The following is a 20882-nucleotide window of genomic DNA, read 5'->3' as shown; positions in this document are numbered from 1 at the left end:
GCCGACTGAAGGCCCACCTTTCCCAATTTACAAGAAGGTACGTCCATGAGAATGAACCCGTCCGTCGACAGCCCCACCGCGTATGAACCACAGAAGTGGAGCGGACTAGAAGAACAGGATGAAGTTCGCATCATCAACACCGACGGACACTGCTACGACGCCGTTATCGAAACAAAAACTGCTAACTCGGACGTGGTCTGGGTTCGTCGCCAAGACATCGGAACCAGACACATGCTCGAACACCGCGACGGAATCCGCATCGTGCCCGCATATTGATCAGGATGATGCCCCGCTGGTTCGTAGGTTGACTGAGCACCGGTTCAGCCCGCGCCCCTCAACTGGCGAAGCTCCGGTGCGTAGCCACTGGACAAAGCTTCGGTCCATCGTGCCAAGCAGAACCTGGGGTTTGCGAGGCATCCGGCGTCAGGAACGAGGCCTATCCAGGAGGGACCTCAGGCCTCGTCCTCCGAACTGTCAGAAAGGCCCACGGCGGCTTCCCCGGAAAATGGGACTTCCGAAGTAGTGACGTTGACCGATGGTCGCTCATTACTCAAAATCCGTTCATGCCCGTGATGGCTCGCTAGGCTGGATCCTCTGACGTCGGTCTACGGGCAGCCATCTGACTTGCATCAGGAAGGCTGGCGACAAATACATCAGCAGCGCTGGTGTCGGCCAGTGCTTTGAGACGTGTGTCGTCCAAATAACCAACATGGGAGGATGCAGACTGGCAATCTCTTGCTCCAGATCGGCCGTGGAAGTGGACGATGCGACAGTACCGGGAGGCCTATGGGCAAGCAATGTCGCGTACCGCACTTATCGGCATGCTGAACTTGTCCGAAGATGCAGAGGCTGTAGCCATGCACGAGTCCCTGGCCATGACCGTCGACACATCAGGGCGTTCGTGCTTCCCAGCAGGGAATCACGCCTCCGGCGGAGGCGAAGAGTTGATCCTGGGGACCGTGATCGGTGCCATCGTTTTGTCAGTGGGAGGTGTCGCTGTCAAGGCGCACTTCATGGATGACGGCGTCTAGGCTGGTCTCCATCCGGGCCAGGAGCTCGAGCACGGCAGCACGTTCGGTATTGGTCAGGTTCCCCGCAGCACTGTCTTCAAGTTGCTGCCAGGCGGATTCGACGCTGGCACGCAGGGCACGGCTGGCGACGGTGGCTTCGACGATGCTCACGCGCCGGTCGGTAGCAGATGGCGCACGGTGGACGAATCCGCCTTGTTCTAGCCGTTGCACCGTACGGGTCATCGTGGCTGCGTCGGTGCCGAGGATGCGGGCTAGGTCACTTTGCCGCTGCGGGCCGCAGTCCCACAGTTGCATCATCACCAGCTCCTGCGAGGGGTGCAGCCCCACCTGTCGAAGCAACTGACCGGCAAGGATGCGGTGCAGCCGCGCCACCTTGACGATGGCTTTACTGACCTCGCCCGCCGTCGAGGTCGGCCCCAGCAAGGACGCCACGTCGCCGCAGTCCGGTGCGGCGCTGGCTTCGGACTTGCTCATCAACTTCAACCTTCGTTCGATTTGGCGTGGTTAGTTGCACACGCATCTACAGGGATTAGACCCTTCCCATCATCCAACTATTCCATAAAATATGCGGCCGAAACCTTGGGAATAGACCCTTGTCGAACGTGGTTTACTTGTCTGGACAGGTAATCAGATATGGGCCCGAGCACCTACGTCCGCAACCCGAAACACCGGCTTCGGCGCCGCCGCCACGCACACCGGCGCGCGACGACGACTGGCACCATTCCTCCACACGAACACCCGCTAAGGAGAACCACACAATGTCCCCAACAGAAACGCACCACGTCCTGATCGTCGGTGTCGGCGGCCTCGGCTCCCACATGGTGCGCGAGGCCCTCGAACGCGGCGCGCAAGTCTCGGTCGTCGTCCGCGATAGGGCCAAACTAAACACCCGACTCGACCCCGAAACCATCGGCAAGCTCACCTTCATAGCCGTCGGAGACGCGACCAACCCCGCAACCCTTGACGCGGCCATGCAGAACGTCGATGTCGTTCTTTCCGGCAACGGAGCACACCCGAAAATGGCCCGCGAAATGGCAGCGGCCGTCAAACGCAACGGCGTACAGAAGCTGATCTGGCCCGCTGGTGGGTCCAACGCCATGGCCGAAGATGGAGTGACCCCCGCATACAAGCAATACCTCGACTGGTGGCCCGGTGCTGAAAAGGTCTACCGAGCACACCAAGCCTGCATCGACGCGATCGAAGAGACCGGAATCAACTACGTCATTTTCGGCCCGGGCCGGATGGCCGCTGCCGGCCACCGCAGCCCGGACGTGCGATCCACAATCCGCATCAACCGGGTCGCGGGAATGTCCGTCTCCTACGAAGACGCTGCGTGGGTCATGCTCGAAGCCGCGCTCACCGACACCTACGACCGGGAGCTCATCAGCGCAGCCACGCACTGACGAATCGACGCGAAACCACGACCGGGCTTCCCGTCCATGCCCGCGCCGTCGAGACTCGATACCCTAGGACAGAGACACCACAAGTGGCGCATTTACGCAGCCATATGTCACCCCTCGTGTCCGGAAGCCAACCGGTTTGCGACACTGCATTGATGATAGATCTGCTCCGTACAGACCATCCCGTACCCCTCGGGAGGGATATCCCGCCGGACCTGTTCCGAACGTCAGGTTGCAGGAAACCGCGCAGTCTCCGCGTCGCTGTCCTCACGAATGCAACGACGACCGGCGAGCCTGTCGCCCCCGAAGTGGATGCCGCCGTCACCCTGGCGGCGGCAACCCTCCAAACGCTGGCCCCAAGGCCCGGAAAGGAGACTCCCTCGGCGATTCACCAACCCGGCCAACATCACAGCGTTCTAGACGCCTTCAGCGGGACTGCCACATCGTCGATTGATTTGCTTGCCTCAGCCACCGGCCGACGGCTCACCGACGATGAGCCCGATCCGGTGGCCGCACTCTGGGACCGGCGGGGCCGAACGGGGGCGCCCCAACGCGGGATTAGGCGAGCGCAGGCTTGTCCCAGAGGTTCAGAACGGTGCCGATGTTCTCCTCCTCGGCGACGCGGTAAAGATCGGTTGCCCACGCGACATCCTCTACAGGCATTCATCCCACGGAATACAGGATGATTTCCTCGTCATTGCGGCGACCAGGGACCTTTCCGGTAGCCACATCAGCGATCTCCTCGATAGTTGATAGGGAATTCTTCTTTTCTCGAGCAGACCGAACCAGTACGACCCCGGGACGCCCAGGATCTGGTAAGCGGTGCGGCCAAATTCCTCGAGCCACGCTTGGTAGAGGCCCTCGGCCTCGATCACCAGCCGCGCGTCACCCTTGCCCCAATCTCGAACAATGGAACTCTGCGGACTCAGCCTCCGGGTGTTGGGTTGGTGAGGTTCGACCTCGCAACGACACGCGTCCACCGCCGTGAGAGTGCCGAAGTGGGCCGCATCCCTACTTCTGTCGGCCGATACTCGCGACACCCAACCGCGGCGTATCGTTCAGTGGCGGTCCGGCGAGCGTGTCCCGGCCACCGGCACAGATTTTCTTCGCGGGCACCCCGGACGTTCAAGATAACCTCATGAAGGAAAATTCCGTGACCCTAGCAGCCGACAGGCTTGAGGCCGCAGCTCGCTCAAGAACAGCTTGCTCGCCCATTGCCGAGCTTATCGGACCGACTGACGTAGAGCTCGCCTACCAGGTTCAGCAGACTGTCACCGCCCGTCGCATCGCCGGCGGGGCTCGCCTCGTTGGCCGCAAGATCGGCCTCACATCGGCGGCCGTGCAGCGCCAGATCGGCGTCGATCGTCCAGATTTTGGTGTTCTGTTTGACGACATGCGGTACTCCGACGGCGGCCTCATCCCCCACCACAGACTTCTGCAGCCGAAAGTCGAGGCCGAATTGGCCTTTACTATCAGCCGCGATCTCACAGAGGTGGTGGACCTTCACGACTTGTCTCAGCTCCGGGCAGCGGTCGATCGGGTGTTTCCAGCGATCGAAGTCGTCGACAGCCGAATCGTCGATTGGCGCATCGGGATCACGGACACCGTCGCCGATAACGCCTCGTCCGGAGTCTTCGTGATCGGCACGACGGGCTTCACTCTCGACGAGGTCGAGCCAGCCGCGGTCACAATGTCGATGCATCGTGGACAAGATGTGGTCTCTTCCGGCTCCGGGCGCGACTGCCTGGGCGACCCGCTCAATGCACTCGCGTGGCTTGCGAACACCGCTATCGAATTCGGCTCTCCCCTACGTGCAGGCGACATCATCCTGTCTGGCGCCCTGGGGCCAATGGTCGATGCCAAACCGGGCGATGTTTTCGAGGCAAGGATCGCCCCCTTGGGCACGGTCACCGCACGATTCTCACGAAAGGAATAACAGTGACGAACAAGACAGGAATCGCAATCATCGGTTCTGGAAACATCGGGACAGATCTCATGTTCAAAATCCTCCGCGGATCGGAGACCCTCCAAATGGTCGCCATGGTAGGAATCGACCCAAAATCCGACGGACTCGCCCGCGCGCAACGGCTCGGAATCGCGACGACGTCGGACGGTGTGGAGGGCCTGATCAGCCTCCCGGAGTTCGAAAACGTACACGTCATCCTCGATGCCACGAGCGCAGGTGCTCATGTGGCGAACGCACGAGCACTGGAACCCTACGGGCGACGGTTGATCGATCTGACTCCGGCGGCGATAGGACCATTCGTGATCCCGTCGGTAAATCTTGAACAGCACCTCGACGCGCCGAATATAAACATGGTCACGTGCGGTGGGCAGGCGACAATTCCGATCGTCGCAGCTGTATCAAGCGTGGCGCCGGTTGCCTACGCCGAGATCGTCGCGTCTGTGGCATCACGGTCGGCGGGTCCGGGAACCAGAGCGAACATCGACGAATTCACCGAAACCACGTCGCACGCCATCGAGGTCGTCGGCGGTGCTCTTCGCGGCAAGGCGATCATCGTCCTGAATCCGGCCGAACCGCCGCTCATCATGCGCGACACTGTGTTCTGTCTGATTGGCAATGCGGATCACAGTGAAGTTCGCAGATCGATCGAGGAAATGGTTTCCGCCGTGGCGTCATATGTACCCGGGTACCGCCTCGTCCAGGATGTACAGTTCACCCCCGTCGACCGCACCGACGTCGTGACGCTTCTGCCCGACGGAGCGGGACCCGTTGACACAAAGGTCTCGGTTTTCCTCGAAGTCGAGGGTGCCGCCCATTACCTACCCGCGTACGCGGGAAACCTAGACATCATGACGGCAGCGGCCGTGCGCGTGGCCGAGCGAATCGCCGAACGATCGGAGCTGGTGACCCAATGACAACCAAGGTCTATGTCCAAGACGTAACTCTTCGCGACGGAATGCACGCCGTCCGGCACCGGATCACACCGGAGACTGTCGGTCGGATTGTCTCCGCCCTTGACCGTGCCGGAGTCGCGGCAATCGAGGTCAGTCACGGTGACGGTCTGGCCGGATCGAGCCTTAATTACGGCCCGGGCAGCCACACCGACTGGGAGTGGATCGAGGCCGCGGTCGCCAATGCCTCGAGGGCCGTGATCACCACCTTGCTGCTTCCCGGTGTGGGCACGATCAAAGAGCTGAGACGGGCATACGAGCTCGGTGTGCGCTCGGTGCGCGTCGCCACTCACTGCACTGAGGCAGATGTAGCCGCACAGCACATCGCCGAAGCCCGCAATCTGGGCATGGACGTCTCGGGCTTCCTCATGATGTCCCACATGATCGGCCCAGCGGAACTTGCCGCCCAGGCTGCACTCATGGAAGCGCATGGCGCGCATTGCGTCTACATCACGGACTCCGCGGGTCGGCTGACCATGGAGGACGTTCGCAAGCGAGTACGCGCCTACCGTGATGTGTTGGACCCATCAACTCAGATTGGCATCCACTGCCACGAGAACCTCTCGCTCGCCGTCGCGAACTCCCTGGCGGCCGTAGAAGAAGGGGCGTATCGCGTTGACGCTTCGCTAGCCGGGCATGGAGCGGCCGCGGGAAATGCTCCCATTGAGCCTTTTGTCGCCGTTGCCAACCTTCGCGGATGGGATACGGGATGCGACCTCTTCGCGCTCGAGGATGCCGCGGACGACCTGGTTCGTCCATTGCAAGATCGGCCTGTTCGCGTGGACCGCGAGACGCTTACGATCGGCTATGCCGGCGTGTACGGCAGCTTCCTTCGCCACGCGGAGAATGCGGCTCAGATCTACGGCATCGATGCTCGTGACATTCTGGTCGAGGCCGGTCGGCGCAAGCTCGTGGGCGGCCAGGAAGACATGCTAACGGACATCGCTCTCACATTGCGGAGTCAGGCGTCCTGACAGGCGCCGGAAATCAAACAACGAATAAGGATGACCCCGAAGGCTGACAGCGACCTTCGGGGTCATCGCTCTTCAAGTTCAAATCGTTCGGCGCAGCCCCACCACAATCGGCGCGTAAGTCTCGCCCAGGGATTCAGGAAGGCTCTTAACCGGTTCGGCGGGTTATCGGTCAGCTCGTCTCGGCAGGCAGGTCGATGTCGACGCCGTGGAGGATCTGCCGGGTGCGTTCCACCCAGGCGATTCGCGACGTCGCAGCATCTATCAGATGATCGAAAGCGTGCGCTTTGAGCGCAGCGACTCTCTGGTGGTCGGTGGGATCGCGGCGGGCAAGCCGCTCCCGCAGAAGGGGTGTTTCTCGCGCGAGCAGCAATGTGCGATGCGCTGTCCACTGCTCTATGTTCTTCTGCAGCCGTGCGATGTGCTCCACGAGAACGGCATCCGCCTCGTCCGGATCGATAATGTCGAGGAAAATCGCCTGAAGGAGGAGAGGGTCGCGCGGGCTAGGCTCGTCATGGTCTTCGCGCAGCCAAGACCGAAGCTCGTCCAAGCCGGCTTCTGTGATTGAGTACTGCACACGCTTGAGCCGCTCACCACGAACCTGCGCCTCCCCTTCGATGAGACCGGCTTCCTCAAGGCGACGTAGCAGTGGATAGATCTGACTCTGCGGCGCCGACCAGACCCAACGCGCACTCGATTCAAAGAATCTAGTTAGTTCGTACCCGCTCATTGAGCGGGCCTCGAGAACGCCGAGCACTGCGTGTTGTAGAGACATGCTCAGGACCCCATCACTTTTTCTATTCCCATTCATCCATCCTAATCTCTTGCCTACATGTATGCATTGACATTTCTATATATACAGGTATGGTTTGATAAGTATTCGATGAGGAGTAGGTGTGACGAAGACATACAGCGGAGTGACCGAGCAGCTACACCGCGCAGCGGCCGCCGTCTCAGATGCCGGGTTGAGCGATGCGTTCGGGCATATCAGCATTCGGACCGGCGAAGGTCTCCGCATCACGCCCCCGATCCCCCTCAGCGAAGTAGCTCTTGGTAGCGACGCGATCGACCTGAGAATCGGTGACACAGCCCTACCCCCGGGGGCTCCTCTAGAGGGATGGCTGCACATAGCACTTGCCGCTTCGCGCATAGGCGTCGGCGCAGTCGTACGCGCCCAGCCGCCCGCGACCGCCGCATTCGCCTCGCTCGGGCGCGATCTTCCGATCCTGACGGGCCACGCCGCCATGCTGCAGGGCGTTCACTTGCACAGAAGTTCCATACTGATCCGCGACCGGTCATCTGCTGAAGAGGTCATCGCCGCCGCAGGGACAGCAAAAACCATCATGCTCCGCGGGAACGGCGCCATCACCGTGGGCAAAACGGTGGCCGAGGCTGTTGCCAGGATGTGGGTTCTTGAGCGAAGTGCCCGCCTCGCTCTGGACGCCCTCGCTGCTGGAGACCCTGAACCGCTACCAGCGGAAGAAAGCCTGTGGTGGGAGGAGCGCGCGGACGAGCTACTCCCCCGCATCTACCGATATCTCGTCCATACGGAAGGAACCAACCATGATTGAGTTGTACGACATTGCCTATGTGCGATCAGGCACAGCGAATGCCAGCGAGGCCGTGCGTTTCGCCACCGAAATCGTCGGAATGCAGTACATGGGCGCCGAAGACGGCACCCACTACTTGCGTGCCGACCGCCGCCACCACTGCCTGGCCTTCGTGGAGGGCGAGTCCGGTGTGCTTTCCTCAGGGCTTTCGGTCGCCGACCATGCAGCGTTGCGCCGCGCCGAAGACGAGCTCTCACTCGCGGGAGTGGCCGTTCGACGAGGAACCGAAGCTGAGGCGAGGTCCCGACGGGTGGGCGGATTCATCTCGTTCGATGATCCTTGGGGCAACAGGTTCGACTTGGTCTACGACCAGGTCATGGACGGGCGCGCCGTTGAATATCCCCGGCGGGCGGGAATCCGGGAGTTTGGTCACCTTTGCGTCGATGCCCCGGATGTGCACGCCGCCTTTGAATGGTGGAGTTCCCTCTTCAACCTCCGGATCAGCGACTGGGTAGGTGATGGGGCAGCGCTGATGCGCTTCGATGAGGTTCACCACAAGTTCGCCGTCTTCAAAGGTGACAAGCCAGGTCTCTGCCATATCAACTTCCAAGTTGAGTCCCTCGACGACCTCATGCGCAGCTGGCGGTTCCTCGAACGTGAGGACGTCGAAATCGAGATGGGCCCAGGCCGACACCCCACCTCGACCGCGATCTTCATCTACTTCAAGGGCCCAGAGGGACTGACCTACGAATATTCCTTCGGCGTACAGCTGATCACGGATAACTCATGGGTCGCTCGTCACTTTGACCCTACAGTAAGTGCCTCCATCGACATGTGGGGCGGTCCAGTCCAGCGTGTGTCCACACAGGGACAGGCGCCACAGGAGCCGCTGCTTCCCGCCAGGCCTGAACTACAGGGGGTGTGAAAATGCCACTCGTAGAAATCACACTTACCACCGGACGCGATCCAGAGCTGCTGCGCGGGCTGATGGGTGAAGTGCATGAAGCAGTAATGCACGCCATAGGCGTTCCCGCCGCCAGTGTTCGCGTCGTGCTCCGCGAGGTCCCGCCCGAGCATTGGCTCTCAGGGGGGATCACCATAGCCGAACGGACATCCACCTGATGACCGTTGTCCAGATGCGGGCGCGTCCGTCGGCCAAGGCGGAGGCGGAGGCGGCTGCAGTCGAAGACCACCGATCGATGGTCGGCCGTGTCTCGATGATTTTAGGCGCCTTCAAGCCTGGTGATCGACAGCTCGGTATCACCGAGATCTCGCGCCGAGTTGGCCTGCCGAAATCGTCAGTCGCGAGGATTGTGAATGACCTCGTCGAGTACCGGATGCTCGAGAGAGACGGCAAAGGAGTTCGATTCGGAATTCGGATGTTCGAACTCGGCGAGTCGGCCAGCCAACCACACAATCTCAAACGAATCGCTCTCGCCGGCATGGCTGAATTGCGGGCAACAGTGAACCTCACTGTGCACCTCGCGGTGCTCGAACGAACCGACGTCGTATATCTCGAGGTACTTCGGACACGAGAAACCCCTCCGCTGCCAAGCCGGGTCGGAGGACGGATGGCCGCCTACGCGACTGCAGTCGGCAAAGTCCTGCTCGCCTGGTCGCCGGAGTCGATCGTCACGGAAATGCTGTCACGACCATTACGTCAAGTGGGTCCGCGTACCATCACCGACGTCGCGGAGCTGAAGCGTGAACTGGAACTCGTGCGAGCGGCGGGCGTTGCATATGACCAGGAGGAAAGCCGTGCGGGAATCGCCTGTGTAGCCGCTGCAGTCATGGGCGCAGACGGGCTTCCAATCGCTGCAATCTCCGCAACGGGCTGGACCCAGAACGTTGATTTGGAGCTGGTGGCCATCGCCGTCCGGAGAGCCGGACTGACGGTCAGCCGTACCGTAACCAAGTACCCGCAGCTCGTCGGCTGAGGCGGCAACAATCGTCACAGGGGCGGCTCTCGGTTCCTAGAACTGGGGCCGCCCTTGTGGATTTGAACGCTATTTGGCGGCGTTCTGTGATCGCTTGGTGTCGCACCAGCGCCCGTTGAGGATCCCTTAACGGGCGCATTCGCAACGTCGCAACGGCGCAGCTGCAGGCCCGTGCGCAAGGGGTGTTGGCCGCAGGTCCGGAGCCGATCGACGCGACACAGCAGGCCGGCCTACGATTTGGGCTTTCGGCAGCCATCGATGATCTCCAGGGACGCCCGGATCCTGGAGAGGAGTTCGCCATAATTGCTGACGTCTAAAAGCGCGCCGGGTAACTGCTGCTCTTAGCCAACCGCAGCTGGCTTGGGAGCGGCCAACGGCTTGTGCGGCGCCTCGGGAATCTCCAACATCCCACTGCGAAGCGCCTCGTCCAGTGGGCGGAGCCAGTTCCACGATCATCAGAGAAGCATTGCCTCATCGCGCATGAGGTCCTCGACAGCGGCGGCGGACCGTTGCAGGAAGGGCATACTCAGGGTTCCCGCGAGGCTGGGTAAGCGATCCTTCACCAGGCACAAGGATGCCGGATGTCCGCGTTCTCAGCGGTCAAGCACTGAATCCGCGATCTGCTTCGCGGCTTGGTCCGCTGTGATGTGTGTGGTGTCAATGACGTCGGCTTCATTGTTCAGCCATTTATGAGCAGCCTCGGCGTATGTTCCAAGTAGGCGAAGCGGAACGTCGAGGGGCCGAGGACTTAGTCGTTCTGAATCCGTTCGAGGAGCCTGGCCTGGTCGGCGTGGAGCGCGAAATGTTGAATAGGAATGCCGTGGAGTTCCGCTTTGCGCTCTGACGTCTAGACCCACGGGGTCCGAGTCTAGGGTCTCTGGTCGGGGTCGTAGGAGTTGTCGCCGGTAGGGCTCGTATGGGGGCAAGACCCGGGCTGATTATATTCCGGGCGCAGTTGTTCGACGGCTGTCCCTACTGCGTACGCTTTACCCATGCCCACTACGAACTACTCAATGAGCCTGATGACCGCCTCGGAATCCTGGCGTTCAATCCGTACAATTCGGGCAGAACCGCAGGGGTCGCTTGCTAGCATTCTCCGAAGTGATAAGTCGCGTTGGCGCGAGTTTCACATGGCACTGGAACAGGCTCAACAGCAGTTCGCCGCCGCCGAGCGAATCGGATATGAGAGTCGGCCATTGAACCTCTTTTACGGTCTTTCGCAGGCCGGGCGAGCAATCGCTGCAGGGTCGCGTCTGCTCGGACGCGGGACGGATCACCAGTGGCAGGCCAACGGGCATGGCCTCAAGTACGACATAAAGGTCCCCAACGGGGTCCTTGCGACGCCGATCAAACAGGACCCGGGTACCCGAGACCTGTTCTCACGGGTATCCCTCGCAATCGACTCGCCGCTTGATTTCAATGCGATCGACTTCGGGGCTGCCATGAACCAGCTGGTCGATTACACGATGGCATTCCAGGAGCCCAACGGGTATAGCCGCCCGATCACGGACGCGCACGTCTACAACGTCCAGGGAAAAATATTCCCCATAGAACTCGAAATCCGCGTTCCCGATCTGACAAACGGACACGGTGCGACAGCTGAAGAAGTCCGTGCAATTCTCGCGGGCTACCCCGCATTGGGCGACCTCGAAGTCGCTCTAGACGACGCCGGCAGCGTCCGTTGGAGCCACAACGAGGGATATTGTTTCGTGATCGTCCCAAGCGCCGGTCAACTGAAGAGCCGCCATGGAGGCGCCGTCGCCGATCTCGACGGCGCTGAGTACTACAGGCGAACGTCTATTCTTCTGCCACGCGCAGGCGGTAGTGAACGAGCCCTCCGCCCGCTGATGTCCTGGTGGTGCGTGCTCTACGCCCTGTCGATGCTTGCGCGATACGCACCCAGTAAATGGACGGAAACACTCTCGCTCGCCGACAGCCCTATCGCATCGAGGATCGAGTTCCTGCTCGACTCGGCAATTGATGCCGTGCCCGAGTTGCTCTGGGGTGAATTGTCCCGCCTGAGCGGGCAGCAAAGCTAAACAGACAACAGTCGGTTTTTGGTGCGACTAACCAACGGCATCGCATTCTGGTTCGCGGACCCTCTCGATGAAGCGACTTCCACCACAGCGACGCGTACCTCCTCAGCAACGCGAACCGCGGGGTTCTGCGGGGTGCCCAGCCTGTCGCGCCCGTGGGCTGGCAGCGATTCGGCGATTCATGCTTGACGCCCTTACGTTGATCCGCCGGCGTGATCAGCACACCGCCGGCTGACGCGTGCGTGCGATCGGTTGATGCATACACCGACGACTCGGTCTCGCGCTGAGCAGCGTTTAATCGTCGGTGGTCGCCTCCGACTGTGACTCCCGAAACCACGGCGGCCCCCGTAAGCCATCGGCCCGGGCGGCCGGACTACCCAAATCACAATTGAGTGCAGGCATCAGCACTAGAATTCCCCGCCGTCGTGGAGTCCGGACGGAACCAAAATCCTGCTACAGCGTGTTTGAGCTAGCCCCCTGTGCAGAACCGTGAGAACACGCTGCCAGCCCGCACCGGTTGATTGCCAGGTGCACGTGAAGCGCCCGGCAACGCCCCCGGTGCAATGCCGCACCGATGACGCGCCCGGACTCCGCGGGTGCATGCCCGCAGCAACCACACGCGACCATGAGGTGCTTCATTCAGCCCCTGGGACCACGGGCATGCATTGATACCAGACACGCGAGGTGACTACCGGCGACTGTGAGACGGATCGACCTGCATGATGATCGCTTTTGGCTCCGTGAAGAACTCCCGGCTGAAGTTCCCGCCTTCGCGACCGACTCCCGACTGCTTGGCACCGCCGAATGGCGCACGGAGGTCCCGGACGAAAAAGCAGTTGACCCAGACTGTGCCCACGACGAGCGCGGTCGATACCCGGTGGGCCCGACTGAGATCCTCAGTGAAGAGCATTGCGTTAAGGCCGTACGGGCTGTCGTTCACGAGACCTATGGCTTCATCTTCGGCGTCGAACGCAGTGATGGTGACGACGGGCCCAAAGATCTCCTCCTGCTGGTGACGCGATCCGGCATCAGGTTCACGGATGACCGTGGGCCTGACGAACCATCCGTCGTCAAGACCGCCAGTGACCTGTTCACCTCCGGATTCGGGGATCGTCTCAACGTATCCACGCACCTTCTCGTAGTGAACGCTGCTCGCGAGCGGGCCGATCTGCGTCTCAGGGTCTTTGGGGTCCCCCAGACGCATCCGCTCCGCGGCTTCAACAAACCGGCGCGTGAACTCCGCAACGAGCGGACGCTCGACGTAGATGCGACTCCCGGCGAGACACACCTGACCAGTGTTGGTGTAGATCGCCTTGATCGACCACTCGATCGCGTTGTCAAGATCGGCGTCGGCGAACACAATATTCGCCCCCTTTCCGCCCAGCTCCAGACTCACGGGGATCAGGTTCGAGGCGGCCGCGCGGGCAATGACCTTTCCAGTCGACGACTCGCCCGTAAAAGTTATGCGGTCGACATCAGGATTCGACGTGAGAGATTCCCCTACTGAGTCGGGCCCAAAGCCGTGTACAACGTTGAAAACACCGGGCGGAATCCCTGCCTCAAGGGCGAGCCTGGCCAAGATGGTCGCACTGGCAGGCGAATCCTCCGCAGGCTTCAGGACAACGGTGTTGCCCCATGCCAAAGCGGGAGCCACCTTCCAGCTTTCGAGCATCATGGGGAAGTTCCAGGGAGCGATGGCCACAACCACGCCGGCAGGGTCGTACCGTGTGTACGCGTGATGAGGCGTGTCCATGGGAAATACTTCCGACGCAGAAGCGTGCGCGTGGTCGGCGAAGAAGCGGAAGTTCAGGGCTGTCCGGGCGACGTCGGTGCCACGGCTCTGCGTGATCGGCTTGCCCATGTCGCGAGTATCCGCGAGTGCTAGTTCGTCGCCGTGCAGCTCAATGAGATCCGCGAAGCGGTTGAGTAGCCTCCGGCGTTCCGTGCTCGTCATCCGAGGCCACGGCCCCGTGTCGAATGCCCACCGCGCCGCGGCCACCGCACTTTCAGCTTCCGCCGTGCCTCCCAGCGGGAAGACCGCCCAAGGCTCGCGAGTGTAAGGGTCGATGCTGGTGAACTCTTCACCGGACGTGGACTGGACCTCTCGCCCGTCAATGACGTGGCCGAAGCTGACTAGGTCAGTCCCGACTACCGACTTCTTCGCCGCTGTCTTGATTGTGCTCATCTTGCGTCCTTCATTGTTGTTGTCGACGTCTCCGCTGCCTTCAGGGAAACGGTGCCAAGAGTGGAGAATTCGACCGAGACGTTCGACCCAGGAGGAACAGCCCGGGCATCCGTCATCCCGCCGGTGAGCACGATGTCGCCTGCACGGAGGAAGTCGCCGCGGGATGCCAGCTCGTTGGCTGCAAAAGCCAAGGCCCGCAGAGGGTCGCCAAGCACAGCCTCTCCGGTTGCGACCGCGACGACCTCACCGTTGATCCGGAGTTCAACCCGCTCCTGGGTGAGGTTGCACTCCGCAAGTGTGAGCTTGGTGCCGCCAACGACGAATCGAGCCGAGGATGCATTGTCGGCAACCACGTCGGGCAGTCGGAAGTCGAAGGCACGATACCGGCTATCGATAACCTCGATCCCGGCGTGTACACGGGCTACAGCTCGAGCGGCGGACGCGACGTCGATACCGGGTCCAATGAGGTCCTCACCCAGCACGAAGACGATCTCGGGTTCAACCTTTGGATGAATTAGCTCATCTGTGGGAATCTCATCTCCGGGTGCGAGAAGCATGTCCTGGGTTAGGACTCCCGTGATCGGCGCCGACACACCCATCTGAGTTTGCTTCGCGAACGACGTGAGGCCGAGTTTGATCCCGACGCGTCGTCCGCCGCCTTTGATACGACGAGCGATTCCGGCCGCTTGAATTCGGTAAGCGGTGTCAAGGTCAAGATCCGGCCAGAGCAACGTAAAGCGCTCGATGCTTCGTCGGCCCTCTTCTGCCACTGTCAGCGTCTCAAGGACGGACTCTTCTGCCTTTGCGGCGCTGGCTACTGTGGGCTGCTCGTGCCTGGTGGCTTTCATGACTTGTCTCCTGAATTGGATTTCCTGTCGAGACTCTCCGCTAAGGGATCTCGGATCTTTCTGCATTCTTCCCCTCACCCCCCGGAACAACATGGTCCTGTGCCGCTGGGCGGGATGTTCTCAGCCCTCGTCGGCTCTCGGAGCCATGTGGCCTCAAATTAGAGATTCGCCCCCTAACATGAAGCCTTTCGCCGCACGTTTCGGGACAAGCAAACCCCATCTGAGCCAGCCAGCGTCCAAGAGTTGGTTCCCTTTCCGCGATTCCTGTGACAGTGCCATTCAAGGTCGCAGAACGGTTTTCAGGGAACCAGCACGACCTTGCCGACATTGTCGCCATGCTCGACGTATCGATGCGCGTCAGGCGCATCAGAAAGCCGGAAGCTACGGTCTACGACGGTGCGGAACCCAGCTGCTACGTGGGTCCACAACTCGGTGACCGAAGCAGGCGTCCCGGATCGCACCCCCACCACTCTGATGCCAGTGGAGTAGAGCTTTTGGAGATTGAGTGGAACAGTGTGCCCTAGGAAGGCTCCTGAGGAAACCACCGCACCGCCGGGGCGCAACGAGTCGAAGCCGTGCTCCCAGACCAGCGGTGCGCCCAGGTTGTCCACGATGAGGTCTGCTCCTCCGCCGAAGGCGCCGTGGACCTGGTCACTGAAGTTATCGTCGACTGCATCGAAGACATGCTCGAAGCCGATGTCCCGAAGACGACTTCGCTTGCTTTCGTGCCGTGAGCTCACAACGACCTCACAGCCAAGGTGCTTGGCGAGCAGAGCGGTTGTCAGCCCGAGGGCGCTGCTCGCGCCCTGCACTACCACCCGGGACCCTTGGCCGATGCCGCCTACTCGTGCGAACTGATTCGTCGCAACTGCTCCGACGCTGGCAAGTGCCGACGCCTGCTCCGGACCGACGCCTTCGGGAACAATCGATGCATTGGCGGCCGGCACTGCCACATACTCGGCATATGCGCCTGGACGGTGCGTACCGATGATCCTCACGTTAGGTGACAAATCGGAACGGCCCGACCGGGTGTATTCGTCCTCTCCGATGACCACGACCGGAAAGATCGCTACGTGATCGCCAACGCTGAGACCAGAGACTGCATCGCCAACAGCGGCGACGGTTCCTGCGTGGTCTCCCCCCAGAATGTGCGGGAAAGTGAAGCTTGCGTAGGGATGTTTCCCGGAACGAGCAACAAGATCGAGAAGCCGCCCAATGCTTACGGCTCCGACTCTTACCAGGATCTCCTCTGGGCCGATGTCCGGCACGGGAACGGACTCAAAATGGAGCACGTCCGGACCACCGAATTCCTGGAACACCATAGCGTCCATGGTGTTCGGGACTTGCCCCTTTAAGGCGGGCCAAAGCTCCCCCGTGATGCTCAGATCAATCATTTTGTGCCTCCAACTAACTTTTTGTCATACGGGCGAACCTTTCGATTGCTACTTACGATCGATTGGTGACGCCTCCTGCGACGTCCCGGCACACATTGGTGCCGGACCGTATGTTGAGTCTTGCTTTTAACCAGAGCTTCTCGATGTCCCACTGGCCACAGGTTCTCTCCTCAGTGTTCGAGGAGCGCCGGATTAATAGGTCCCCAGCTGTTGGCTGCGATCACGTCGACTTCCCAGGTCTTCGGAAACTGTGGGAATTGGTTATGCCAGGGGCGCGGCTCGAAGTACCCCTTCGACTCGTCGAGCATGACGTCGAGTTGAGTGAACAGTTCGATCGTGTTTCCGTCGGGGTCTTTGTGATAAGTGAAGACGTTGTGCCCGGCTCCGTGCCGACCCGGTCCCCATTCGAGCCGGATGTTCCGGTGCGCCATGTGGTCGAGCATGGTCTGCAGGTGGTTCAGGTCACGCATCTCGTACGCTATGTGGTGCATGCCGGCACGAGACTTAGAGGCCATGAAGTTGGCGGCGTGATGGTCGCTGTTGCAGCGGAGGAATACGAAGAAGTCACCGATGGTGTCCGACCATCTGAAACCAAGCAGGTCCTGATAGAAGCTCTGGGTCGGCACAAGATCGGGGGTAAACGCGGCGATATGACCGAGTTTCGTGGGCCGGAGGACACTGTCATCAGGTCCAACGCCGCTGCGGGACTGCTGGTCGTAAAGGTGCAGCATCGTTCCTGTGAGAGGTTCCGCGACCACAAGAACGTCGGGGGTCGACGGGGCGATGTCGCTTCGCCTTTCAACTTCGTACCCAGCATCACGGATGCGGCGCTCGGCATCAGCGAGATCTTCCGCAATCTCGTAGCCGACAACAGTTCGTGCCTTGTGCTCCTTGCTGGCACGCAGGACGACGGAGTGGTGGTCAAACGAGGGCGTCAGGAACACTTCCTCTGCCGTCTTCTCGACGGGGACGAAGTCAAGGACCTTGGTGTAATACTCGGTGAGCCGGTCAAGATCTGGAGTCTCAAACTCTACGTAACCAAGCTTTGTTACGTTTACCGGGGAGCTAGGCTTGGTGGTCATTCAACAGTCCTTTTTACAAATTTTCGTGGATCAAACTAGAGGATCGGGCTGGTGTCGCCTAGACAAAGGTCTCCATTGCCGCGGCATTCTCGTTGGGTGAATATTGTGGGGCGGGGCCGGGGAGATGGTCCCGCGCGGGCGGTTCAGGCCTCCGTGAGGTACGCCCGGAGGTCTGGGTAGACCGTTGTCGTCCAGGCACCGTCGACGAGAATGTCTGATCCATTGATATAGGAGGCGTCGGAGGAAGCGAGATAGAGCGCCACACCGGCGATCTCTTCAGGCTCTGCTGACCGGTTTGCGGGGATGCGCTCTAGAAACGCCTCCATCATGCCTGGGATGTTCATCAGCCCGCCGGTCAGTGGGGTCGCAACGAGGCCTGGTGATACGGAGTTAACACGGATACCCTTATCTCCGAGCTCCAGCGCTGCCCCTCGTGTCAACATGATCACCCCGGCTTTAGCAGCCGAGTAGGCGACCCCGAAGTGAGCCGGAACCTGGGCATTCATCGAAGCGATGTTGACGATCGCACCGGATTTGCCGTCGGCAAGGAATTGTTTGGCTGCCAGCTTCGTCCCGAGGAAAGCACTGTGCAGATTCAGGCGGACATTGAAGTCCCATGTGCTGAAATCGCTGTCTACGATGAGGCTGGGTCGAGAGCCCCCGGCTACGTTGAAGACGGCGTCAAGTGTTCCGAACCTCTCACGTGCGTGCCCAAATAGCCGCTCCATATCGCCCTCGTTGGTCACGTCCGTGCGAAGGCCTAGCGCTTTCGGGCCGAACGTCTCCGGAACGCCTTCGATGGCATCGGCGTTAATGTCAGCTACGAGAACCTGCGCGCCTTCGTCTATGAGGCGGCGGGTGATAGCGGCGCCAATGCCCGACACCCCGCCTGTGACAATAGCGTACTGTCCGATAAATCGGTTCACTAGATTCCTCTCAATCGAATTCTCCGTAAACTGTGTGGGGCGGTGAATCCTCAGGCCCGAACCCAGCCGCCGTCGACCACGAGTGTCTGTCCGGTCATGAATCCAGCGTCTTCCGAGCTGAGAAAGGCCATAGTTCCCGTCAGGTCTTCGGGCACGCTGACCCGCTTGATCGCCTGTGCGGCTTTGGCAAACTCGAACACGCCCATCTCTTCCTGGGGGCCAGCAGCGGTGCCAGGAGTTCGCACAATCGAAGGTGCGATGGCATTGACTGTGATGCCATACTCGCCTACCTCGGCGGCGAGGGACCGCACGAATCCTATGACGCCTCCCTTGCTCGCAGTGTAGGCAACAAGGCCGGGTGCCCCTGAGTGAAACGTCGTCGAAGCCATTATGACGATTCGTCCCCATCCGGTTTCCTTCATACCGGGGAGGAACGCTTTGGTCAGATGGAAGGCTGAGTCCAAGTTGACGCTCATGATGCGCCGCCAAGTCGCCCAGTCTGTGTCCTCGAAGCTGCCCATCGGGTAGATTCCGGCGTTGTGTACCAGGATCTCAACTGGCCCGAACTGAGCTGTGACTGCGTCCGCGAAAGCAGCGACGCTCTCCGGGTCTGACACGTCACACTGTCCGACAAAGACGGTGCCTCCGACCTCGCGAATGAGTTTCTCTGTGGCATCAGTGGGGCCGATATCGGCCACCGCGACGATATGTCCTTCCTTAGCAAGCCTCACGGCGTATGCCTGGCCGATGCCTCCGCCACCACCCGTCAAAACAGCCACTCGCTGCTGAGGGTCTCGCCGTTCGTCGTCGTTGGTCATAGTCAGTTGTCCTTATCTATCGGTCACGCGCCTAGATTTGTTGTCGGTCGCCAGGCAGCCGATGTCCGGCGTCATGGGTGTTCAGCGGACGGGCGTATGGGAAGACACATGTGCGGCCGGCTCAGACTGCACCCACCAACGGGCGGGCGAGATTCCGGACGACGACAGCAAGTCTTAGGGCACAGTCGTTTGGAGGCGGAAGATGCTAGGAGTGACTGCTCATGTCGAGGAGATCAGCGTAGCGGGCGCGTTGGCTCTCGAAGTCTGCTTCGAGGTACTGGGCGGTTAGCGATTGCACGCTGTTATGTTCGATGGTGTACTTGTCGTCGTTGCCGACGAGCAGTTCACCGAGCTGATCGAGGTGCAGGGTCCACGCGGCTGCCAGCAGGTGTTCCCGACCAACGGTGTAGGGCAGTGAATGGGTGAGCAGGATCTTTGATCCGTCGCCATCGGCGACGGCCTCCCAGCGCATCACGGTTCCCAGCAGATCCGGGGTATGCCCCCAAGCCGGCACATTCCAGGTGAATTTGAGGAGACGGCCCGGAACGTACTCCAGCACCTCGCCAGAAGCCGTCGCCCCAAGCTTGGGTGCGATCTGGACGACGACTTCGCCGCCTTCAGCGAGCTCTAGTTTGTCGATGGGACCACCCATCCACTTCGCGAGTTCGTGCGGGTCAGCAATATACTCCCATAGCCGTTCCACGGGGGCTTCGAAGTGGCGTTCGAAGTGAACCTCGTTCATGTCGTGGGTCCGACGAATGATGCCGTCGAGAGTGCCTTGCATGTGTTTCTCCATTCTTCTTCTGGGGTGGTGTCCGCGTCGAGAGGATCGAGGATGCCCTCGATACGAACTTTCGGCTTGCTTGTGATGCAGTAGGCCGGTCAGGACGCGACCGACTGCACCTCAGCCTTGTGGTACGGATACCGATCCGCGTCCTCGTTGCCGAGGTCAGGGTCGAAGTAGACGCACATCCGGCTGATCTGACCGTCGCGGATGTCGTAAACGCCGCAGAATCGGCCGGAAACTGACGAATGCCCGTCCCAGGCCCGACCCGTCACGGTCTCGCCCTCGGTCGTTCCCTCGATGATGACTCGGTTTCCGTGCTCGACGACAGAGAACTCGTCGATGTGGTGAATCATTCGCGCGAAGCGATCGCGTCCAGCGCCAGCACTCTTCATGGCTTCCAGCCCGAAGCCCGGCCCGAACTTCGGAGCATAGATCTCCACGTCGTCAGTGAAGAGCTCTATGGGGTTGCCCTCAATCCTCCCGTCGGCAATGCCATAAAAGCGCTTTACCAGGGCAACATTCGCCGATTCGACCATGTCGGGCTCGCTGTCCATGAAGGCCGGCGGCTGGGCCGCGAAGACAGGAGCGATGTCCATGAAGACATGCATGCTATCCACAAGTCCGTCAGGTCGGTGATGGACGTGGGTGACGCAGGGCAATGAGACGATGCTGCCGTCCAGCCGCGTGTACTCAGCATCCGCTACCAGCATCACCGAGTCGCCGTTCTCCCACACTTCCTTGAAGTGGTGCTTCATACCCCCGATCGCTCCGTAGAGTTGCATCGATGCTGCACGTGCGTTCTCCCGTCCGATGACGGGATCCGCGTTTCCGGATCTCAGGCTCACATCCTCGCTCAGATGTCCGACAAAGCCATCGACGTCTCCGGCGTCCATCGCCGCATAAAGTCCCGCCGCCCACTCGGGTGCGGGGATGCTGGTTTGCACACTCTTTCCACTCATTTCGTCTCCTTTGACGTCCTCTGTCAGGAATGCCGCCTGACG

General features: G+C 60.8%; 20 protein-coding genes. 10 read left to right on the top strand and 10 right to left on the bottom strand.

The genetic code is table 11. The features are described 5' to 3' along the window. Window positions 1-45: 45 nt before the first annotated feature. Complete coding sequence (locus AC07YR_RS05155; RefSeq protein ID WP_494733289.1) at window positions 46-276, top strand: hypothetical protein; 231 nt, start codon at window positions 46-48, stop codon at window positions 274-276. Window positions 277-980: 704 nt separating this feature from the next. On the opposite strand, the gene AC07YR_RS05150 is transcribed toward AC07YR_RS05155, so the two are convergent. Further along, on the bottom strand, window positions 981-1505 hold the full coding sequence (locus AC07YR_RS05150) for a MarR family winged helix-turn-helix transcriptional regulator (RefSeq protein WP_494733288.1): 525 nt from the start codon (window positions 1503-1505) through the stop codon (window positions 981-983). A 284-nt stretch (window positions 1506-1789) separates the two neighbouring features. On the opposite strand from AC07YR_RS05150, the gene AC07YR_RS05145 reads away from it, so the two are divergent. The 4 genes from AC07YR_RS05145 (at window position 1790) to dmpG (ending at window position 6321) form a co-directional block, all read left to right on the top strand. Further along, the gene (locus AC07YR_RS05145; RefSeq protein WP_494733287.1) at window positions 1790-2434 is read left to right on the top strand and encodes an NAD(P)-dependent oxidoreductase; all 645 of its coding nucleotides are present in this window, start codon (window positions 1790-1792) and stop codon (window positions 2432-2434) included. A gap of 1150 nt (window positions 2435-3584) precedes the next feature. Next, the gene (locus tag AC07YR_RS05140; protein ID WP_494733286.1) at window positions 3585-4367 is read left to right on the top strand and encodes a 2-keto-4-pentenoate hydratase; all 783 of its coding nucleotides are present in this window, start codon (window positions 3585-3587) and stop codon (window positions 4365-4367) included. A 2-nt stretch (window positions 4368-4369) separates the two neighbouring features. Beyond that, on the top strand, window positions 4370-5311 hold the full coding sequence (locus AC07YR_RS05135; protein ID WP_494733285.1) for an acetaldehyde dehydrogenase (acetylating): 942 nt from the start codon (window positions 4370-4372) through the stop codon (window positions 5309-5311). Then, a complete protein-coding gene (gene dmpG / locus AC07YR_RS05130) occupies window positions 5308-6321 on the top strand; it encodes a 4-hydroxy-2-oxovalerate aldolase (protein ID WP_494733284.1) in 1014 nt (337 codons plus the stop codon). The genes AC07YR_RS05135 and dmpG overlap by 4 nt, the downstream gene beginning before the upstream one ends. A gap of 169 nt (window positions 6322-6490) precedes the next feature. Here dmpG and AC07YR_RS05125 read toward each other — a convergent pair whose 3' ends face one another. Beyond that, the gene (locus tag AC07YR_RS05125) at window positions 6491-7093 is read right to left on the bottom strand and encodes a PadR family transcriptional regulator (RefSeq protein WP_494733283.1); all 603 of its coding nucleotides are present in this window, start codon (window positions 7091-7093) and stop codon (window positions 6491-6493) included. Window positions 7094-7214: 121 nt separating this feature from the next. On the opposite strand from AC07YR_RS05125, the gene AC07YR_RS05120 reads away from it, so the two are divergent. The 5 genes from AC07YR_RS05120 (at window position 7215) to AC07YR_RS05100 (ending at window position 11844) form a co-directional block, all read left to right on the top strand. Next, on the top strand, window positions 7215-7889 hold the full coding sequence (locus AC07YR_RS05120) for a class II aldolase/adducin family protein (protein WP_494733282.1): 675 nt from the start codon (window positions 7215-7217) through the stop codon (window positions 7887-7889). Further along, complete coding sequence (locus tag AC07YR_RS05115) at window positions 7882-8793, top strand: VOC family protein (RefSeq protein WP_494733281.1); 912 nt, start codon at window positions 7882-7884, stop codon at window positions 8791-8793. The genes AC07YR_RS05120 and AC07YR_RS05115 overlap by 8 nt, the downstream gene beginning before the upstream one ends. 2 nt (window positions 8794-8795) lie before the next feature. Further along, the gene (locus AC07YR_RS05110; protein WP_494733280.1) at window positions 8796-8990 is read left to right on the top strand and encodes a tautomerase family protein; all 195 of its coding nucleotides are present in this window, start codon (window positions 8796-8798) and stop codon (window positions 8988-8990) included. Then, window positions 8990-9805 carry an IclR family transcriptional regulator gene (locus AC07YR_RS05105; RefSeq protein ID WP_494733279.1) on the top strand — a complete coding sequence of 272 codons (816 nt, stop codon included), beginning with the start codon at window positions 8990-8992 and terminating at the stop codon, window positions 9803-9805. Before AC07YR_RS05110 ends, AC07YR_RS05105 begins: the two co-directional genes overlap by 1 nt. A 1130-nt stretch (window positions 9806-10935) precedes the next feature. Beyond that, window positions 10936-11844 (top strand): YaaC family protein, encoded by a 909-nt coding sequence (locus tag AC07YR_RS05100; RefSeq protein ID WP_494733278.1) that lies wholly within the window; start codon window positions 10936-10938, stop codon window positions 11842-11844. A 685-nt stretch (window positions 11845-12529) separates the two neighbouring features. Here AC07YR_RS05100 and AC07YR_RS05095 read toward each other — a convergent pair. From AC07YR_RS05095 to AC07YR_RS05060, 8 genes are all read right to left on the bottom strand, one after another. Continuing rightward, complete coding sequence (locus AC07YR_RS05095; protein ID WP_494733277.1) at window positions 12530-14026, bottom strand: aldehyde dehydrogenase; 1497 nt, start codon at window positions 14024-14026, stop codon at window positions 12530-12532. Beyond that, the gene (locus AC07YR_RS05090) at window positions 14023-14874 is read right to left on the bottom strand and encodes a 2-keto-4-pentenoate hydratase (protein WP_494733276.1); all 852 of its coding nucleotides are present in this window, start codon (window positions 14872-14874) and stop codon (window positions 14023-14025) included. Before AC07YR_RS05090 ends, AC07YR_RS05095 begins: the two co-directional genes overlap by 4 nt. Before the next feature lie 299 nt (window positions 14875-15173). After that, entirely contained in the window at window positions 15174-16268 is a 1095-nt protein-coding gene (locus AC07YR_RS05085) for a quinone oxidoreductase family protein (protein ID WP_494733275.1), read from the bottom strand. Window positions 16269-16438: 170 nt separating this feature from the next. Next, on the bottom strand, window positions 16439-17350 hold the full coding sequence (locus AC07YR_RS05080) for a VOC family protein (RefSeq protein WP_494733274.1): 912 nt from the start codon (window positions 17348-17350) through the stop codon (window positions 16439-16441). A gap of 143 nt (window positions 17351-17493) precedes the next feature. Then, window positions 17494-18276, bottom strand: coding sequence for an SDR family NAD(P)-dependent oxidoreductase (locus AC07YR_RS05075; RefSeq protein WP_494733273.1), 783 nt, complete (start codon window positions 18274-18276; stop codon window positions 17494-17496). Window positions 18277-18326: 50 nt separating this feature from the next. Continuing rightward, window positions 18327-19094: an SDR family NAD(P)-dependent oxidoreductase gene (locus tag AC07YR_RS05070; RefSeq protein WP_494733272.1), complete on the bottom strand. Its 768-nt coding sequence runs from the start codon at window positions 19092-19094 to the stop codon at window positions 18327-18329. Between the two features lie 205 nt (window positions 19095-19299). Beyond that, window positions 19300-19878 (bottom strand): SRPBCC domain-containing protein, encoded by a 579-nt coding sequence (locus tag AC07YR_RS05065; RefSeq protein WP_494733271.1) that lies wholly within the window; start codon window positions 19876-19878, stop codon window positions 19300-19302. Between the two features lie 98 nt (window positions 19879-19976). Then, window positions 19977-20840 (bottom strand): nuclear transport factor 2 family protein, encoded by an 864-nt coding sequence (locus tag AC07YR_RS05060; RefSeq protein ID WP_494733270.1) that lies wholly within the window; start codon window positions 20838-20840, stop codon window positions 19977-19979. Window positions 20841-20882 lie beyond the last annotated feature (42 nt).

The organism is Arthrobacter sp. GW460-12-1-14-TSB2, from assembly GCF_059423525.1.
The sequence above is the reverse complement of the archived record's forward strand: the minus strand, read 5'-3'. Positions and strand labels throughout refer to the sequence as shown.

Excerpts from the sequence above, each read along its gene's own strand:
- AC07YR_RS05095 (WP_494733277.1), bottom strand. The coding sequence starts at position 14,026 with ATGAGCACAATCAAGACAGCGGCGAAGAAGTCGGTAGTCGGGACTGAC.
- dmpG (WP_494733284.1), top strand. The coding sequence starts at position 5,308 with ATGACAACCAAGGTCTATGTCCAAGACGTAACTCTTCGCGACGGAATG.
- AC07YR_RS05080 (WP_494733274.1), bottom strand. The coding sequence starts at position 17,350 with ATGACCACCAAGCCTAGCTCCCCGGTAAACGTAACAAAGCTTGGTTAC.
- AC07YR_RS05110 (WP_494733280.1), top strand. The coding sequence starts at position 8,796 with ATGCCACTCGTAGAAATCACACTTACCACCGGACGCGATCCAGAGCTG.
- AC07YR_RS05115 (WP_494733281.1), top strand. The coding sequence starts at position 7,882 with ATGATTGAGTTGTACGACATTGCCTATGTGCGATCAGGCACAGCGAAT.
- AC07YR_RS05065 (WP_494733271.1), bottom strand. The coding sequence starts at position 19,878 with ATGCAAGGCACTCTCGACGGCATCATTCGTCGGACCCACGACATGAAC.
- AC07YR_RS05145 (WP_494733287.1), top strand. The coding sequence starts at position 1,790 with ATGTCCCCAACAGAAACGCACCACGTCCTGATCGTCGGTGTCGGCGGC.
- AC07YR_RS05125 (WP_494733283.1), bottom strand. The coding sequence starts at position 7,093 with ATGTCTCTACAACACGCAGTGCTCGGCGTTCTCGAGGCCCGCTCAATG.
- AC07YR_RS05060 (WP_494733270.1), bottom strand. The coding sequence starts at position 20,840 with ATGAGTGGAAAGAGTGTGCAAACCAGCATCCCCGCACCCGAGTGGGCG.
- AC07YR_RS05105 (WP_494733279.1), top strand. The coding sequence starts at position 8,990 with ATGACCGTTGTCCAGATGCGGGCGCGTCCGTCGGCCAAGGCGGAGGCG.
- AC07YR_RS05085 (WP_494733275.1), bottom strand. The coding sequence starts at position 16,268 with ATGATTGATCTGAGCATCACGGGGGAGCTTTGGCCCGCCTTAAAGGGG.
- AC07YR_RS05100 (WP_494733278.1), top strand. The coding sequence starts at position 10,936 with ATGGCACTGGAACAGGCTCAACAGCAGTTCGCCGCCGCCGAGCGAATC.
- AC07YR_RS05155 (WP_494733289.1), top strand. The coding sequence starts at position 46 with ATGAGAATGAACCCGTCCGTCGACAGCCCCACCGCGTATGAACCACAG.
- AC07YR_RS05150 (WP_494733288.1), bottom strand. The coding sequence starts at position 1,505 with ATGAGCAAGTCCGAAGCCAGCGCCGCACCGGACTGCGGCGACGTGGCG.
- AC07YR_RS05070 (WP_494733272.1), bottom strand. The coding sequence starts at position 19,094 with ATGACCAACGACGACGAACGGCGAGACCCTCAGCAGCGAGTGGCTGTT.
- AC07YR_RS05090 (WP_494733276.1), bottom strand. The coding sequence starts at position 14,874 with ATGAAAGCCACCAGGCACGAGCAGCCCACAGTAGCCAGCGCCGCAAAG.